This is a genomic window from Pseudomonas sp. M47T1 (genome assembly GCF_000263855.1).
Classification (GTDB): Bacteria; Pseudomonadota; Gammaproteobacteria; order Pseudomonadales; family Pseudomonadaceae; genus Aquipseudomonas.
Genome location: NZ_AJWX01000004.1, coordinates 38132 through 55562 on the forward strand (window position 1 = coordinate 38132; position 17431 = coordinate 55562).

The window sequence follows — 17431 nt, forward strand, 5'->3', positions numbered from 1 at the left end:
AAGTCAGCGATCAGGGGGCAAGGCTCAGAGCACCACCCGCAGGCACTGCCCGGCGTGGTACAGGGAAAAGCCGGTTTCGTAGAAGCCGGTACGCAGCGCCGGCCGTGTTACAGGCTTGTCCAGCGAGAACGGCAGCGGCAACCCCTCCGGGTCGTCACTGAGCAGGTAATCCGCCAATGCCTTGCCCACCACGGTACCCGTGGTATTGCCGCGACCGTTGTAGCCCGTCACCGACACAACCCCTGGCGCCGGCTCGAACAGGCGCATCAAATGGTCAGGGGTAAAGTCGATGATGCCGGTCCAGTGCATTTCCCAGTCGACTCTACCCAATGCCGGGAAATAATGGCCCTGGATACGGTCGGCCCAGCGTCGTACAAACCAGGCCGGCTTGTTGTCGACGCGGCCCATGCTGCCCAGCAGCAGGCGGCCATCGGCGTCACGGCGAATGCTGCTCAGCACGGTACGCGTGTCCCATGACCCTTGCCCATGGCGCAATACCGCGTCCGCCGCAGGGCCGGTCAAAGGCCTGGATGCCACCTGGTAGTAATAGCCACGGAAATAGCGACGCTTGAGGTCAGTCCAGTCGCCTTCGGTGTAGGCACCGGTGGAAATCACCACCTTGGCGGCGCTGACCTCACCCTGGGCGGTCTTGATCAACCAGCCATCGCCCTGGCGTTGCAGTTGCTCCACGGGCGACTGCTGGTAAAGCTCGCCGCCCAGGCGTTTCACCGCCGCAGCTAACCCTTGCGTATAGGCCATAGGGTTGATGGTGCCAGCGCGGCGATCCAGCAGCGCGGCGGAAATTTTCGTGGTACCGCAATATTCCTCGCAGCGGGCACCCGTCAGCAATTCGACATCGGCACCACGCCGGCGCCATTGTTCATGGCGGCTTTCAAGGTCGGCGACACCCGTGGCGTTGTGGGCCATGTGCAAGGTGCCGGTGTTGCGCGCCTGGCAGTCGATACCCAGGCGCTCAATGGTAGCGAACACGGCCGCGGGCGCTTCGCCCAACACCTTGTTCAGGCGTGCGCCTTGCTCGCGGCCCAGGGTGGCTTCAACGTCATCGGGGCGAATCCAGGTACCTGCGTTGACCAGGCCGACGTTGCGGCCCGAGCCGCCGTGCCCGACCTGATGGGCTTCCAGCAGTACCACGCGTTGGCCTCTCTCCAGCAACGCAATGGCCGCATTGAGGCCGGTGATGCCGCCACCGATCACGCACACGTCGGCCTTGACCGCACCGCCAAGGCCGCCAGTGGCCGCGGGCGAAGGTGTTAGGTGTTCCCAAAGACATTCCTGACGCAATTGAGTCATGACTCGAACCCGGCCAAATCAAAGGAAAAAACGCCCAATAAACCACCCTGTAGCCACTGCCGCAGGCCGCATCAGAAGCCGACACCGATGTGCCGGCTGACGCGGCCTGGCGGCAGTTGCTACGCCACCTCAATCGAACACGATGCCCTGGGCCAGCGGCAGCTCGCGCGAGTAGTTCACGGTATTGGTCTGGCGGCGCATGTAGGCTTTCCAGGCGTCGGAACCCGATTCGCGACCACCGCCGGTTTCTTTCTCGCCGCCAAAGGCACCGCCGATTTCCGCACCACTGGTACCGATGTTGACGTTGGCAATACCGCAGTCGCTGCCCGATGCGCTCTGGAAGCGTTCGGCTTCACGCAGGTCGGTGGTGAAAATGCACGACGACAGGCCTTGGGGCACTTCGTTGTTCAAGCGCAGCGCATCTTCGAACTCATCGTAGGTGAGCACATAGAGGATCGGCGCGAAGGTTTCATGGCGCACCACTTCACTCTGGCCAGGCATTTGAGCAATAGCCGGGCTCACGTAGTAAGCCTGCGGATATTGCTCAGCCAACTGACGCTCGCCACCAAACACCTGGCCGCCTTCGTCCCGGGCCTTGGCCAGCGCGCCTTGCATGGCGTCAAACGAGGCCTTGTCGATAAGCGGGCCGACCAGGTTGTCCTTGCGCGGGTCACCGATGCGCACTTTGCCGTAGGCCGCTTTCACACGTGCTACCACTTCGTCCTTGATAGACGAGTGCACAATCACTCGGCGCAAGGTAGTGCAGCGCTGGCCAGCGGTACCGACCGCCGAAAACAGGATGCCGCGCACGGCCAGGTCCAGGTCGGCACTGGGCGCCACGATCATGGCGTTGTTGCCACCCAATTCCAGAATGGTGCGGCCGAAACGGGCTGCCACACGCGGGCCCACTTCACGGCCCATGCGGGTGCTGCCGGTGGCGCTGACCAGGGCCACGCGCGAATCGTCCACCAACGCCTCGCCAGCGTCGCGATCACCTATCACCAGCTGGCACAGGCCTTGGGGTGCCTCGCCGAACTGCTTCAAGGCCTTTTCGAACAGGGCCTGGCAGGCCAAGGCTGTCAGCGGGGTCTTTTCCGACGGCTTCCACACCACCGAGTCGCCGCACACCAGCGCCAGGGCGGTGTTCCACGACCATACCGCCACCGGGAAGTTGAACGCACTGATCACGCCGACCACACCCAGCGGCTGCCAGGTTTCGCGCATGTGGTGGCCTGGGCGCTCGGAGGCGATGGTCAGGCCGTACAGCTGGCGAGAAAGGCCGACGGCGAAGTCGCAGATGTCGATCATTTCCTGCACCTCACCCAGGCCTTCCTGGGTGATTTTGCCGGCCTCGATGGACACCAGTTCACCCAATTGCGCCTTGTGCTGGCGCAGTACCTCGCCAAACAAGCGAACCAGCTCACCACGACGTGGCGCCGGCACATCGCGCCAGGCCAGGAAGGCTTTTTGCGCAACCTCGATCTTGCCCAGCACCTGGGCCTTGCTTTCCAGGGTGACCGAGGCGATCTGGCTGCCATCGATGGGGGTGTGAACGGGATGGTTGCCGTGGGTGTAGGCAGTGGTGGCGACACCTAGGCTCTGAAGCAGTCCATCAACCATTGTCTTCTCCTGCAGGCGATGAGTTGTTGAAATCCAGCGATGGGATCAGTATTAATCCGAATAGTGACGCGCAACAAACGACCTTTATTCAGCACATCATTCCACTGCGGCATGATGTTTTCTTCTTACCACCCGAGACCGACATGTCCAAACGCCTGGTGCCTTCCATGGCCGCCCTGCAGTGCTTCGAAGCCGCCGCGCGCCACCTGAGTTTTACCCGCGCTGCCGAAGAGTTGCACCTGACCCAAAGCGCGGTCAGCAAACAGGTAGCGCAATTGGAGGAAATGCTGCGTCACCATTTGTTCCTGCGCATCCGCCGGCGGCTGCAACTGACCCCGGCTGGCAGCCTGTACCTGACCGAGGTGAACAAGATCCTGGTGCAGGTGGACATGTCCAGCCGCTACATCCTGTCCTACGGGCAGGAAACCGAGGTACTGACGGTGGCTACGCAACCGAGTTTCGGCGTGGGCTGGTTGATTCCGCACCTGAAGGGCTTCGGCAAGCGCCATCCGAATATTCACCTGGACATTCGCAACGAACTGGAACCCTTCAACCTGTTGCAGGCCAAGGCCGACGTGGTGTTCTTCTTCGGCCAGGGCACGTGGCCCGGGGCAACCTGCATGGAATTGTTCCGCGAGGAGGTGATCCCGGTGTGTGCCCCGGACCTGCTGGGCGGCCGGGTGCTGAGCAGCGCCGAGGCGTTGGCCCAGCAGGTGTTGCTGCAAAGTACCTCGCGCCCGGAAACCTGGCATGAGTGGTTCCTTGAACAAGGCCTGCACTCGGCCAACAGCTACCACGGGCCACGTTTCGACACGTTCTACATGTGCATCAGCGCGGCGCTGTCTGGCTGCGGCGTGGCACTGGTACCACGCTACCTGGTGGCACGCGAACTGGCCGAAGGCAAGCTGGTGGTGCCATGGGACCATGCGATGCCCAGCAACGGCGCGCACTTCCTGGCCTACCAGGAACACTCGGCCGAGGTACCAAAGGTGCGGGCGTTGGTGGATTGGGTATCCGGGCAATTGGCGCTCACGCGCTGACGCAGCCCCCCGGGGCTGCCGCCAGGCTGCGGAGGCACGCGCAGCGGGCCCGCGATCGGCATGACACCGCCGAAGGTCCTAAGGACCTTCAGCAGGGGCCGGGATCACGTGGTAGCAGCAAGAATTCAAGGAATGACCCAACTACTTTTTTTCGCTTGCAGCATCAGGTCATTCCCCGCTTTCATACGCACAGCCCCCTCTTTCGGAGTTTCGCCATGCCCAGCTTCGTCAGCCCCGACGAGATCCGCGCCCGGTTTTCCCGTGCCATGTCCGACATGTACAAGCAGGAAGTGCCGCTGTACGGCGCACTACTGGAGCTCGTCGGCGAGGTCAACCAGAGCGTCATGGCGCAGCAACCCGATATTGCTCGCGCCCTGCAATGGACCGGCGAAGCCCAGCGCCTGGACATGGAGCGCCATGGCGCGATTCGCGTGGGCACGGCTGCCGAGTTGGGGACTCTCGCCCGCCTGTTCGCGGTCATGGGCATGCAGCCGGTAGGCTACTACGACCTGACGCCGGCGGGCGTACCGGTACACTCCACGGCCTTTCGCGCGGTGCACGAGCAGTCTCTGCAAGTCAGCCCCTTTCGCGTATTCACCTCGCTGCTACGCCTGGAACTGATCGACAACGCCGCCCTGCGCGAACTGGCCGAGGAACTGCTGGCCCAGCGGCAGATCTTCACGCCCCGCGCCCTGCACCTGATCGAGCAATGCGAGCGCGACGGCGGCCTGAACGAAACTGATGCGCAGGATTTCGTCACCCAGGCACTGGAAACCTTCCGCTGGCACCACGACGCCACGGTCAGCAGCGCGCAGTATCAGCGGCTGCACGACCAGCATCGCCTGGTAGCCGATGTGGTGGCCTTCAAGGGCCCGCACATCAACCACCTGACGCCACGCACTCTGGACATCGATGCCGTACAGGCCGCCATGCCGGGCAGGGGCATCACGCCCAAGGCTGTGATTGAAGGGCCACCCACGCGCAAGCATCCGATACTGCTGCGCCAGACCAGCTTCAAGGCACTGCAGGAAGAAGTCGCTTTCACTGATCAGCATGCCGCCAGCGGCAGCCACACAGCCCGTTTTGGCGAGGTAGAGCAGCGCGGCGCCGCCCTTACGCCCAAGGGCCGCGAGCTTTACGACCGCCTGCTGAACACTGCCCGCGATGCACTGGCCAGCTTTCCCAGCGAAAGCAACGCAGGCGAGTACCTGCGCCAATTGGGCGAGCATTTCGCGGAGTTTCCCGATGACCTGGCGCAGATGCGTGAGCAGGGCCTGGCTTATTTTCGCTATTTCGTCACTGAAAAGGGCGTTGCCGCCAGTGAGCTCCCCGCCACCCTGCAAGGGCTGATCGACGCCGGGCACTTACACTTCCAACCTTTGGTATACGAGGATTTCCTGCCGGTGAGCGCCGCCGGGATCTTTCAATCCAACCTGGGCGACGACGCCCAGAGCCATTACGCGGGCGGCTCGACCCAGGATTCTTTTCACCAGGCATTGGGCCGCGAAGTGCTCGATGAGCTTGAGCTGTACGCCCAGACTCAACAGCGCTCGCTGCACGACTGCGCCGCGCAGTTGGGGCTGCCAAGCCTGGCGTAACCTCAGCGGCCGACGCGGAAGCGGTTCACTTCCTGGCGCAGGTCAGCCGCCAGCGCTTCCAATTCGCGGGCGGTGATGGCCAGGTTGGAGACCACTTCGCGCTGCTCGCTGTTGGCCAGCGCGATGCTTTGCAGGTTACTGCTCAGCAATGTCGCGGTGCTGCTCTGTTCCTGGGTGGCCGTGGTAATGGCCGAGAACTGCTGGCCGGCGGAACGACTCTGCTCATCGATGTGCGACAACGCGGCCGCCACCTTGGCATTGCGCGACAGGCCCTCCTCCATCAGCTCCTTGCCTTGCTCCATGGTGCTGATGGCGTTGTTGGTCTCGTGCTGGATACTGCTGATCATCACCGAGATCTCGTCGGTGGCCTGACGGGTGCGCGACGCCAGGCTGCGCACCTCATCGGCCACCACCGCAAAGCCACGGCCCTGCTCGCCCGCACGGGCAGCCTCGATGGCCGCGTTTAGCGCCAGCAAGTTGGTCTGGTCGGCGATGGAGGTGATCACGCCAACAATACCGCCAATTTCCTGCGAGCGCTGGCCCAGGTTGTTGATCACCGTGGCGGTGCTGTTCAACGCACCGGAGATCTGCTCCAGCGAGGAAGACGCTTCGTCCATGGAGCTGCGACCAATGCGCGTCTGCTCGGCGTTTTCCTGGGCCATGCGCTGGGTGCTGCCCATGTTGTCGGCGATGTTCAGCGACGTGGCGCTGAACTCTTCGACCGCGCCGGCCATGCTGGTAATTTCGCCAGACTGCTGTTCCATGCCTTCGTAGGCACCGTTGGACATGCCCGACAGCGCCTGGGCGCGGCCACTGACTTCGTGGGCGGCGTTGCGGATGTGGGTCACCATGGTGGCCAGCGCTTCGCCCATGTGGTTGAAACTGCGGGCCAACTGGCCGATTTCGTCATGGCTGGACACGTTCAGGCGCGCATCCAGATCGCCGGCGCCCAAGGCTTCGGCCTGACGCACCAGGTCGCCCAGCGGCTTGAGCTTGGAGCGAAGCAGCCACATCGACACGCCTACCGCCAGCAGCATCGCCAACAGGCTGCCAATGGCCAGGCGCAGGCCCACGCTCCAGGTTACGGCGCGAATCTCGGCCTTGGGCATGGTTGCCAGAACGCTCCACGGGCCGCCGTCGAAGCGCACGGCAACGCTGTAGAAGTCTTCGTCGGTATCACTCCAGAATTCCCCTGTGCCTGGGTGCTTGATGAAGTCATCCAGCACGTCGGTGGCCTTGTCCAGGGCCTTGACGCCCGCCGGGGCCACCAGCCATTTGCTGTTTTCGTCCAGCAGGGCCAGGGAGCCGGTGTGGCCAATGCGGAAGCGACGCAGGTTATCGAACTGGGCGTTCTGCGCATCGGTGTAGTCGAAGCCCACGAACAGCACGGCGATGACTCTGCCGCTGCTGTCGCTGACCGGCGTGTACTGGGTCATGTAGTAACGGTCGAACAGCAACGCTCGGCCCACGTAATTCTGCCCTGCCAGCAGGTGCGAATAGGCCGGGTGCTGGTGATCCAGCAGCGTACCGATGGCGCGGCTGCCGTCCTGCTTGGTCAGCGATGTGCTGACACGCACGAAGTCGTCGCCTTTGCGCACGAATACCGTGGCAACGCCAGCAGTCATCTGGCGGAAGTCGTCCACTTCGCGGAAATCGTTGTTCAACGGCTTGCCGTTAAGCAGCAGTGCAGGTGTGACCACACCACCCACCGTGATCGATTCTTCACTGTTGAGGCTCACGCCACTGCTGAAGCGCTTTTCAAACAGCCCGCTCAAGCGCTGGGTGCTGTCGCGCAAGGTGCCGTGGAAAGTACTCAGTTGATCGGCGAGCAGGCGTGCCTCGCTGGCCAGGTGTTGTTCACGGGTGGCCAGGTTGGCGCTGTCCAGCGAACGCAGGGCAAAGACAGTACTGCCAGTAATGACGACCGCAAGAATGGCCGCAAGGGCGATACCGAGCTGCGAGGCAATTCGGGCACGGGGTTGAGACATGATGGCTCCTGACCGCAGGGCACGCCCGAAAAGCTCGGGGCCAGGCGGCGTGATGTTCGATTCGGTTTTAACGGACCTTTCTGGGGAGGTCCTGCACCAGTAGATTCGGCTGCGAAAGCCAATACTTGAGTGCCGAGAGGGGTGATACGCAAACGTTAAACTAGTGGCATTTTAATCTCTTTTAGCCACTAATCCCAACATTTCGACGACCGGCAGCTCCATCGCCTCCACCTCTGCCTGAAGGAAGCCGCTCAAGCGCTTCAAACGTTCACCGCCCGGGCGGGTGCGCGGCCATACCAGATAGTAGTTCAGCCCGCTGGCCACTGCCGTCGGCCACGGTAGGCTCAGCCGGCCTTGAGCAACGTCTTCGGCCACCATCAGCAGATCGCCAATGGACACGCCGTAGCCGCGGGCCGCGGCGATCATGCCCAGTTCCAGCGTATCGAAGGCCTGGCCGCCCTTGAGCGAGATCTGCCCCGCCAGGCCCATGCGCTCCAGCCAGTCGCGCCAGTCACGGCGGTCGGGCGTGGGGTGCAGCAGTTCAACACTGGCCAACTGCTCGGCGGTCCAGGGCGCGTCATTGATCAGCGCGGGGGAGCCGACCGGGATCAGCAATTCGGGAAACAGGAAGGTGGCCTCCCAATCTGGCGGAAAGCTGCCATCGCCAAGCAGCACGGCGCAATCGAAGGGCTCGTGGTTGAAGTCCACATGGTCCACGTCCATCCAGGCGCTGGTTAGCTGCACTTCGTTGCCCGCCTGCAAGTGGCGAAACCGGCTCAGGCGCGCCAGCAGCCAGCGCATGGTCAGCGTGGATGGCGCCTTCATGCGTAGCACATCGTCTTCGCTCTGCAACGTGGCGCACGCCCGCTCCAGCGCGGCAAAGCCTTCGCGAACGCCGGGCAACAGCAGGCGCGCCGATTCACTGAGCTGCAGGTTGCGGCCATTGCGCTGAAACAGCCGGCAGGCAAAATGGTCTTCCAGCGTGCGGATATGCCGGCTGACCGCGCTTTGAGTAATCGATAACTCATCCGCCGCGCGGGTGAACGAACTGTGACGCGCCGCCGCCTCAAAGGCACGCAACGCATACAAGGGCGGCAGACGACGGGACATTGGGAAATTTCCTACTCGGGCTATTGGCTTTGCATGGCCATACTATGCGCATGATTAAAACTCATGCGAGCCATCGTTTTTATCCTTTTGTGCAGACGTGAGCAACCGCACAGAATCGACGCTCTCCTGCTACCGGTGAAACGAGCCTGCCCATGCCTTCTGCCATCCGTATCGAACTCGGTGCCCTGCTCCGCCTGGCAGGCCCGTTGATTGCCTCACAACTGGCGCACATGCTGATGGTGCTCACAGACACCCTGATGATGGCGCGCATCAGCCCCCAGGCACTGGCCGGCGGCGGGCTGGGCGCGGCCAGCTACACATTCGTGTCTATTTTCTGCATCGGCGTGATTGCCGCGGTGGGTACCCTGGCCTCGATTCGCCAAGGCGCCGGCGACACCTTGGGCGTAACCCGCCTGACCCAGGCCGGCCTGTGGCTGGCCTGGGGCATGGCGCTGGTGGCCGCCCTGGTACTGTGGAACCTGGCCCCGGTGCTGCTGATGCTTGGCCAGACGCCCGAAAACGTCGAGAGCGCCCGCCAGTTCCTGTTGCTGCTGCCCTTCGCCCTGCCCGGCTACCTCAGCTTCATGGCCCTGCGCGGCTTCACCAGCGCCCTGGGCAAGGCCGGGCCGGTGATGATGATCAGCATCGTTGCCACGGTGGCCAACTTTGCCCTCAACTACGCGCTGATCGAAGGCCTGTTCGGCCTGCCCAAACTGGGCCTGACCGGCATCGGCCTGGTCACCGCCATCGTCGCCACGGGCATGGCCCTGGCATTGGCGTTGTACATCCGCCTCAACCGCGCCTACCTGGCCTACCCCCTGCGCCAGGGCCTGGCGCGGCCATGGCTGCCGGCGTTGCGCGAACTGTGGCGGCTGGGCCTGCCGATTGGCGGCACCTATTCGGTGGAGGTCGGGTTGTTTGCCTTCGCGGCGCTGTGCATGGGCACCATGGGCAGCACGCAACTGGCCGCGCACCAGATAGCCCTGCAGATCGTCTCGGTGGCGTTCATGGTGCCCGCCGGGTTGTCTTACGCGGTGACCATGCGTGTCGGCCAGCACTACGGGGCCGGCAACCTGCAGGCGGTGCACCTGGCAGGCCGCGTGGGCATCGGTTTCGGCACCTTTGCCATGCTGGGCTTCGCATTGCTGTTCTGGCTGGCCCCGCAGGCGCTGGTAGAGCTGTTCCTGGACCGCAACAATCCCGGCTTCACCGGCGTTATCCAGCTGGCGGTGATGCTGTTGAGCGTGGCGGCCTGGTTCGAGCTGTTCGACGGCATGCAAACCATCGCCATGGGCGCCATTCGCGGCCTGAAAGACGCCAAGACCACGTTCCTGGTGGGCCTGGGCTGCTACTGGCTGATTGGTGCACCGGCGGCGTGGGTTCTGGCCTTTCCCCTGGGCTGGGGGCCTCAGGGCGTGTGGTGGGGCCTGGCGCTGGGGCTGGCGTGCGCGGCCATCAGCCTGACCCTGGCGTTCGACTGGCGCGTACGGCGGCTCAAGGCCGCCGCCGCGCTCAGCCCTGCACCGCGCGCTGCGACAGGCCGAACATCAGGTACTCCTGAAGCTCGGCAAGCGGCAGAGGCTTGCTGATCAGGTAGCCCTGCACCTGGTCGCAGCCAAAGCCACGCAACATGGCCAGCTGCTCGGGCGTTTCGACACCCTCGGCCACCACTTCCAGGCTCAGGTTGTGCGCCAGGTTGATCATGGCGTGCACCAGCTTGCGGTTCTCTTCGCGCGTTTCCATGCCGCCGACAAAGCTCTTGTCCACCTTGAGCAGGGCAATGGGCAGGCTGTTGAGGTGCACGAAGGATGAGAAGCCAGTGCCGAAGTCATCCAGGGAAAAGCGCACGCCCAGGCGCCCCAAGGCATCCATGGTGTGCTTGACCAGGTCATTGCGGCGCATCACTGCGGTCTCGGTCAGTTCGAACTCCAGCCAGCGGGCATCAATGCCGCGCTCGGCAATCAGCCGGCTCAGGGTGGCGAGCAACTGGCTGTCCTGGAACTGACGGAACGACAGGTTCACCGCCATGTGCAGCTCGGGCAGGCCGCTCTCGCGCAATGCCTGCATGTCACGCAGCGCCCGGGAAATGACCCAGTAGCCCAACGGCACGATCAAGCCGCTCTGCTCGGCCAGCGGCACGAACTCACTGGGCGGCAGCAGCCCCCGTTCGGCATGGCGCCAGCGCACCAGGGCCTCCAGGCCAACGATTGCGCCGCTTTGCAGGTCCATGCGCGGCTGGTAGTGCAGCTCCAGCTCATCGCGGCGCAGGGCGCGGCGCAATTCGCTCTCCAGGTCGGCGAGGCTGCGCGCGTTGCGGTTGATGCGTTCGTTGAAGATATGGAAAGTGCAGCCCTGAGTGCTCTTGGCCTGCTGCATGGCAATATGCGCATGCCACATCAGCGGGTCTGCCCCGGCCTGGGCGCGTGAATGGGCAATACCCAGGCTGCAGCCGATCAGCAGGCTCTCGCCGTCCACCCAGTAGGGCTCGGCCATGGCCTCGACAATGTTCTCGGCCAGGCGCTCGGCCCTTTCGGCGTCGCGTCGGGTATCGATCAGCAGGGCAAACTCGTCGCTGCCCAGCCGCGCCAGCTGATCGCCGGCTTCCAGCTGGCCGCGCAGCCGCGACACCACTTGCAGAATGAGCCGGTCACCGGCCTGGTGGCCAAGGGCATCGTTGGCGTGGCGAAAGTTGTCCAGGTCAATATGCCCTAGTGCCAGGCCGCGGCCCTCGAACTCGGCCAGGCGGGCATTGAGCAGGGTCTGGAACCCCTGGCGGTTGGCAATGCCAGTCAAGGGATCCTGCTCGGCCAGGCGCTGAAGGGTATTTTCCAGCACCCCGCGCTCGCGCACATGGCGCAGGCAGCGGCGCAGGGCATCCGCGCTGAGGCCGTCTTTCACCAGCCAGTCGCTGGCCCCCATGGGGGCCGTTTCCGGCTCGTGGTCCAACAGAAGCACTACCGGCAGGCCACAGCGCCCGGGCGCTGGCTGCAGTTGGGGCGTGGCCAGGACCACAGCGGCTCGATCATCCTGAAAAAGGTCGTCAACAGCCTCGAAAGACTGCGCCACTACCAGCACCGCGGCCGCCCCCAGGGGTGCCAGGCACTCGCGCAGCGATGCCGCCCACGCTGGGTCTTGGGCCAGAAGCAGCAGGCGCACAGGTTCGACGGGCGTAGACAAGCGGGCTCCTCAGGAAAATCCACAGGCAGTGACGGCTGGAAAGGCACAGCATCGACGGTCAAAGGGTGCCCGCATATTATTCGGGATCATCCCTAACCGCTATTTTCGACTATCTGCGGTAATTTTGTTACGTATCCTGCTGCAAAGTATCAAAACCGGCAAATTTAGATAGAGGGGCACGTCACAGTGTCGGATGGTCGCGGCATAATCCTGCGACCCTGTTAAAATGCCCGGCCATTTCCGCTAGCGACCCTATTTTCGCATGTCCCGACTCAACCCCCGGCAGCAAGAAGCCGTGAACTACGTCGGCGGCCCACTTCTGGTGCTCGCCGGTGCCGGTTCCGGCAAGACCAGCGTGATCACCCGCAAGATCGCGCACCTGGTACAGAACTGCGGCATCCGCGCCCAGTACATCGTCGCCATGACCTTTACCAACAAGGCCGCGCGCGAGATGAAGGAGCGCGTGGGCACCCTGCTGCGCGGCGGTGAAGGCCGCGGCCTGACCGTGTCGACGTTCCACAACCTGGGCCTGAACATCATCCGCAAGGAGCATGTGCGCCTGGGCTACAAGCCTGGTTTCTCGATCTTTGACGAAACAGACGTCAAGGCGCTGATGACCGACATCATGCAGAAGGAATACTCGGGCGAAGACGGCGTGGACGAGATCAAGAACATGATCGGCGCCTGGAAGAACGACCTGATCCTGCCGCCTGAGGCCCTGGAAAACGCCCGCAACCCCAAGGAGCAGACCGCCGCCATCGTCTACACCCACTACCAGCGCACGCTGAAGGCGTTCAACGCCGTGGACTTCGACGACCTGATCCTGCTGCCGGTCAAGCTGTTCCAGGAACACGCCGACATTCTGGAAAAATGGCAGAACAAGGTGCGTTACCTGCTGGTGGACGAATACCAGGACACCAACGCCAGCCAGTACCTGCTGGTGAAACTATTGATCGGCACCCGCTGCCAGTTCACCGTGGTAGGCGACGACGATCAGTCGATCTACGCCTGGCGCGGCGCGCGCCCGGAAAACCTGATGCTGCTCAAGGATGACTACCCCTCCTTGAAGGTGGTGATGCTGGAGCAGAACTACCGCTCCACCAGCCGTATCCTGCGCTGCGCCAACGTGCTGATCTCCAACAACCCCCACGCGTTCGAAAAACAACTGTGGAGCGAGATGGGCCACGGTGACGAGATTCGCGTGCTGCGGTGCAAGAACGAGGATGCCGAGGCCGAACGCGTGGCCATGGAGATCCTCACCTTGCACCTGCGTACCGACCGCCCCTACAGCGATTTCGCCATCCTGTACCGTGGTAACTACCAGGCCAAGCTGATCGAACTGAAGTTGCAGCACCACCAGGTGCCCTACCGCCTGAGCGGCGGCAACAGCTTTTTCGGCCGCCAGGAAGTGAAGGACCTGATGGCCTACTTCCGCCTGATCGTGAACCCGGACGACGACAACGCCTTCCTGCGGGTGATCAACGTGCCGCGCCGGGAAATCGGCTCCACCACGCTGGAGAAGCTGGGCAACTACGCCACCGAACGCAAGGTGTCGATGTATCAGGCAACCGACGAGCTGGGCCTGACCGAGCACCTGGATGCGCGCTTCACCGACCGCCTGTCACGCTTCAAGCGCTACATGGACAAAGTGCGCGAGAACTGTGCCGGCGAAGACCCGATCGCGGCGCTGCGCAGCATGATCATGGACATCGACTACGAAACCTGGATTCGCACTAACAGTTCCAGCGACAAAGCCGCCGATTACCGCATGAGCAACGTGTGGTTCCTGGTGGAGGCGTTGAAAAATACCCTGGAAAAAGACGAAGAAGGCGGCATGACCATCGAGGAAGCCATCGGTAAACTGGTGCTTCGCGATATGCTTGAACGTCAGCAGGAAGAAGAAGACGGTGCCGAGGGCGTGCAGATGATGACCCTGCATGCCTCCAAGGGCCTGGAATTCCCCTACGTGTTCATCATGGGCATGGAAGAGGAAATCCTTCCGCACCGCTCCAGTATCGAGGCCGACACCATCGAGGAAGAGCGCCGCCTGGCCTACGTGGGCATTACCCGCGCCCGCCAGACCCTGGCGTTCACCTTCGCGGCCAAGCGCAAGCAATACGGCGAAATCATCGATTGCGCGCCCAGCCGCTTTCTCGATGAGCTGCCGCCGGATGACCTGGCCTGGGAAGGCAATGATGACACCCCCACGGAAGTCAAAGCCGTAAGAGGCAACAGTGCATTGGCCGATATTCGCGCCATGCTCAAACGATAATTCAACAACGCCTCGGCCCCGTAGCCGGGGCCAATACGTATATTGAGGAACTGCCGTGGAAGCACTGCACAAGAAGATTCGCGACGAAGGCATCGTGCTTTCCGATCAGGTACTGAAGGTCGACGCCTTCCTGAACCACCAGATCGACCCGGTGTTGATGCAGCAGATCGGCGACGAGTTCGCCCGCCTGTTCGCGGATTCCGGCGTGACCAAGATCGTCACCATCGAAGCCTCGGGCATTGCCCCGGCGGTGATGACCGGCCTGAAGCTGGGCGTGCCGGTGATTTTCGCGCGCAAGCACCAGTCGCTGACCCTGACCGAGAACCTGTTGTCGGCCACCGTCTACTCGTTCACCAAGCAGACCGAAAGCACCGTGGCCATCTCCCCGCGCCACCTCAACAGCAGCGACCGCGTGCTGGTGATCGACGACTTCCTGGCCAATGGCAAAGCCTCCCAGGCGCTGATTTCCATCATCAAGCAGGCTGGCGCCAGCGTTGCCGGCCTGGGCATCGTGATCGAGAAGTCGTTTCAGGGCGGCCGCGCCGAACTGGACGCCCAGGGTTACCACGTGGAATCCCTGGCGCGCGTGAAGTCGCTGAAAGACGGCGTGGTTACCTTCATCGAGTAACCCCTCAAGACTTGTGGGGGCTGGCTTGCCAGCGAGCTGTTCAGGGCCCTCAAAGCTCGCTGGCAAGCCAGCTCCCACAAAGATCTTGCTGGCTACCCCCGCAGGTAGCTCAAGGGCTCCGGCTGCGCAGTGGCCTGCAACCCCGCCAACAGCAGCCGTTGCAACAGATCCTCGCGCAAGCCGTCCGGCTGCGCCAATTGCATGCGCATCAGGTGCACGGGAAACGCCGAGGCAGCGGGCGCGTCCAGTGCCGCCTTGCCCAGGTCCAGTAACTCGGTGAGCTTGAACTTGCTCTTGAGCCAGTTCAACGCACGTAACAAGTCACGCTCTTCAGCGGTGAAATCACAGCCAAGCGGGTATTCGGGGAACAGTGACGCGTGCTTGTTCGCCAGCGCCTGCAACCGTTCGGGGCTGTTATGAGTGAAGCGCGGGTGCAGCCGGAAGTCGTTGGGCAGCTTGCCGGCTATCTGCGCCTGCTCGATCAAGGCCGTCTGGAAGCGCGAATCGGTGATGGTCAGCATCGCCTCGATGACCTGGGCATCAGTACGCCCGCGCAGGTCGGCGATGCCGTACTCGGTGACCACAATGTCGCGCAGGTGGCGAGGAATGGTGCAGTGACCGTACTCCCAAAGAATATTGGAACTGACCTCACCACCTGCCTCGCGCCAACTGCGCAACACCAGAATCGAGCGTGCGTCGTGCAGCGCATGGCCCTGCACCACGAAGTTGTACTGCCCACCCACTCCGCTCAACACCCGCCCATCCTCCAACTGGTCGGACACGGCCGCCCCCAGCAGGGTCACGGTGAACACCGTGTTGATGAAGCGTGCATCGCGACGCTGCAAGCGCTTGAGCTGTTCCTGGCCATACAGCTCGTTGATGTAGCTGATGGCCGTCATGTTGAAGTTTTTCAGGCTGTGCGGCGGCAATTCCCGCAGCCGCTGATAGAAACTGCGCGGGCCCAGGAAAAACCCGCCATGCACGCTCACCCCGTCAGGCTCGCCGCCGTCCAGCCGGCCAGCATTGGCCAGCGCCTGGGTGGCCAGGTCGGGGTAGACCTTGCGCCGTACGATGCCGGCATCTGCCAGCACCATCAGGCCGTTGACGAACATCTCGCTGCAGCCATAAAGGCCTTCGGCAAAGGCTTCCAGCCCCCCTTCGCGCTCGATCAATGGCCGCCAGGGCGCCAGGTCAATGTCTTCCAGCAGCGCGCGGTAGCCCGTGTTATCAGCCTGCCGCGCCAACAGCGCGGCGGTCAAGGCATCGCCCATGGAGCCGATACCAATCTGCAAGGTGCCCCCATCGCGCACCAGGGCGCTGGCATGCAGGCCGATGAAATGGTCCTGCAACCCCACGGGCATGTTTGGTGTGGAAAACAGCGTGGTGGTGTCGGACTCGTCGATCATCAGGTCGAACAGGCTGCGGTCCACCTCGGCATCGCCCGCCATGAACGGCAACTCGGCGTGCACCTGGCCCAGCATCAGGATGGTCTCGCCGGCCTCGCGGCGCCGCGCAATCATGGGCAGCAGGTCCAGGGTGATATCGGGGTTGCAGCTAAGGCTCAGCTTGGCTGGCTGATACGGGTCCTGGGCAACCAGCTGGGCCACCAGGTTCAGGCCCTGGGCATTGATATCGCGGGCCGCGTGGCTGTAGTTGCTGCTGACGTAGGATTGCTGCGCCGTATGGCTGTGCAGCAGGTTGCCTGGCTGCATGAAGAACTGCTCGACCCGGATATTGGCCGGCAGTCTGTCAGCGTGCAGGTCGCTCAGGAAATCAAGCTCGGGGTAGTCGCCATACACCCGCGCCACGAACGGCTCCAGGAATCGCTTCTGCAAGCCATCCCCCAGCTTCGGCCTGCCCAGGCTCAGCGCGGTGTAGATCGTCAGCCGCCGCTGGGGCAACTGGCGCATGCGCGCATACAGCGCATTTACGAACAGATTGGGTTTGCCCAGCCCCAACGGCAAGCCCATGTGGATATGGGCTGGCAGACGCGCCAGTACCTCATCCACGGCTCGATCGATCGAACAGACTTGCGTCATCGGCACCTCCGCTTGCGTCCAGTTGGGGTTTGACCGTTTATTACACAGAATCAATCCATGGAATATGTTTCCAGACAAAACATACCGGTAGCCGCAGCCTGGCGGCAGCGGCTACGGCGTTAATGGGGGCGGTTACAGGCCGGACATTTTCTTGATGGCGCCCTTCAGCTCGTCGTCGGTGCAGTCGGAGCAGGTGCCCTTGGGCGGCATGGAGTTGATGCCGGTGATGGCCTTGGCCAGCAGGCCGTCGACGCCGCCCTGCTCTTTGGCGCGCTTGCCCCAGTCGGCGGCGTCGCCGATTTTCGGCGAGCCCAGCAGGCCGGTGCCATGGCAGGCGTTGCAGTGTTTGGCGATAACGTCGTCGGGGGTTTTCGCGGCGCCGCCGGCTGCCACAGCGGTCACCTCCATGCCAGGGCATTGCTTGCCCTGCACGCAAACCTGCCCTACAGGTTCCAGGCGCTTGGCAATATCGTCAGTGGTGGTTGCCTGGGCAGTCAGGGCCCAGAGGGCCAGTACGGTTGCTGGTGCGGCCAGCATCTTGTTGATTTTAAAGTTCACGCGTACACCCTCATGGTGGCTAATCGCGCCCGCGGCCACGGTTTCGCGGGCAGCGTCCAGTATAGCGACAAAGCCTGCCGCCCCGGAACG

General features: G+C 63.1%; 12 protein-coding genes. 5 read left to right on the forward strand and 7 right to left on the reverse strand.

From position 1 onward, the window contains the following. Positions 1–24: 24 nt before the first annotated feature. Positions 25–1311, reverse strand: coding sequence for an L-pipecolate oxidase (amaA, locus tag PMM47T1_RS05930; protein ID WP_008366756.1), 1287 nt, complete (start codon positions 1309–1311; stop codon positions 25–27). A gap of 129 nt (positions 1312–1440) precedes the next feature. Beyond that, positions 1441–2931, reverse strand: a complete 1491-nt coding sequence (amaB, locus tag PMM47T1_RS05935; protein WP_008366759.1) for an L-piperidine-6-carboxylate dehydrogenase — start codon at positions 2929–2931, stop codon at positions 1441–1443. Between the two features lie 143 nt (positions 2932–3074). Between amaB and gcvA the strand changes: the two genes are divergently transcribed. Further along, positions 3075–3971, forward strand: coding sequence for a transcriptional regulator GcvA (gcvA, locus tag PMM47T1_RS05940; RefSeq protein ID WP_008366761.1), 897 nt, complete (start codon positions 3075–3077; stop codon positions 3969–3971). Between the two features lie 215 nt (positions 3972–4186). Beyond that, on the forward strand, positions 4187–5569 hold the full coding sequence (gene hglS, locus PMM47T1_RS05945) for a 2-oxoadipate dioxygenase/decarboxylase HglS (RefSeq protein ID WP_008366762.1): 1383 nt from the start codon (positions 4187–4189) through the stop codon (positions 5567–5569). A 2-nt stretch (positions 5570–5571) separates the two neighbouring features. On the opposite strand, the gene PMM47T1_RS05950 is transcribed toward hglS, so the two are convergent. Together PMM47T1_RS05950 and PMM47T1_RS05955 are read right to left on the reverse strand one after the other, a co-directional pair. Further along, positions 5572–7557 (reverse strand): methyl-accepting chemotaxis protein, encoded by a 1986-nt coding sequence (locus tag PMM47T1_RS05950; RefSeq protein WP_008366764.1) that lies wholly within the window; start codon positions 7555–7557, stop codon positions 5572–5574. A gap of 171 nt (positions 7558–7728) precedes the next feature. Further along, positions 7729–8667 carry a LysR substrate-binding domain-containing protein gene (locus PMM47T1_RS05955; protein ID WP_008366766.1) on the reverse strand — a complete coding sequence of 313 codons (939 nt, stop codon included), beginning with the start codon at positions 8665–8667 and terminating at the stop codon, positions 7729–7731. Between the two features lie 152 nt (positions 8668–8819). Here PMM47T1_RS05955 and PMM47T1_RS05960 point away from each other — a divergent pair, with 152 nt between their 5' ends. After that, positions 8820–10256: a NorM family multidrug efflux MATE transporter gene (locus PMM47T1_RS05960; protein WP_008366769.1), complete on the forward strand. Its 1437-nt coding sequence runs from the start codon at positions 8820–8822 to the stop codon at positions 10254–10256. Here the strand turns inward: PMM47T1_RS05960 and PMM47T1_RS05965 are convergent. Next, positions 10180–11844: a putative bifunctional diguanylate cyclase/phosphodiesterase gene (locus PMM47T1_RS05965; RefSeq protein WP_008366770.1), complete on the reverse strand. Its 1665-nt coding sequence runs from the start codon at positions 11842–11844 to the stop codon at positions 10180–10182. The two genes, PMM47T1_RS05960 and PMM47T1_RS05965, sit on opposite strands and share 77 nt — an antisense overlap. 262 nt (positions 11845–12106) lie before the next feature. On the opposite strand from PMM47T1_RS05965, the gene rep reads away from it, so the two are divergent. Together rep and PMM47T1_RS05975 are read left to right on the forward strand one after the other, a co-directional pair. Continuing rightward, positions 12107–14116, forward strand: coding sequence for a DNA helicase Rep (gene rep, locus PMM47T1_RS05970; RefSeq protein WP_008366772.1), 2010 nt, complete (start codon positions 12107–12109; stop codon positions 14114–14116). Between the two features lie 55 nt (positions 14117–14171). Next, entirely contained in the window at positions 14172–14744 is a 573-nt protein-coding gene (locus PMM47T1_RS05975) for a xanthine phosphoribosyltransferase (protein ID WP_008366774.1), read from the forward strand. A gap of 92 nt (positions 14745–14836) precedes the next feature. Here PMM47T1_RS05975 and PMM47T1_RS05980 read toward each other — a convergent pair whose 3' ends face one another. Further along, the gene (locus PMM47T1_RS05980) at positions 14837–16783 is read right to left on the reverse strand and encodes an acetyl-CoA hydrolase/transferase C-terminal domain-containing protein (RefSeq protein WP_008366777.1); all 1947 of its coding nucleotides are present in this window, start codon (positions 16781–16783) and stop codon (positions 14837–14839) included. Between the two features lie 132 nt (positions 16784–16915). Beyond that, positions 16916–17320: a c-type cytochrome gene (locus PMM47T1_RS05985; protein WP_043300825.1), complete on the reverse strand. Its 405-nt coding sequence runs from the start codon at positions 17318–17320 to the stop codon at positions 16916–16918. Positions 17321–17431: the final 111 nt, after the last annotated feature.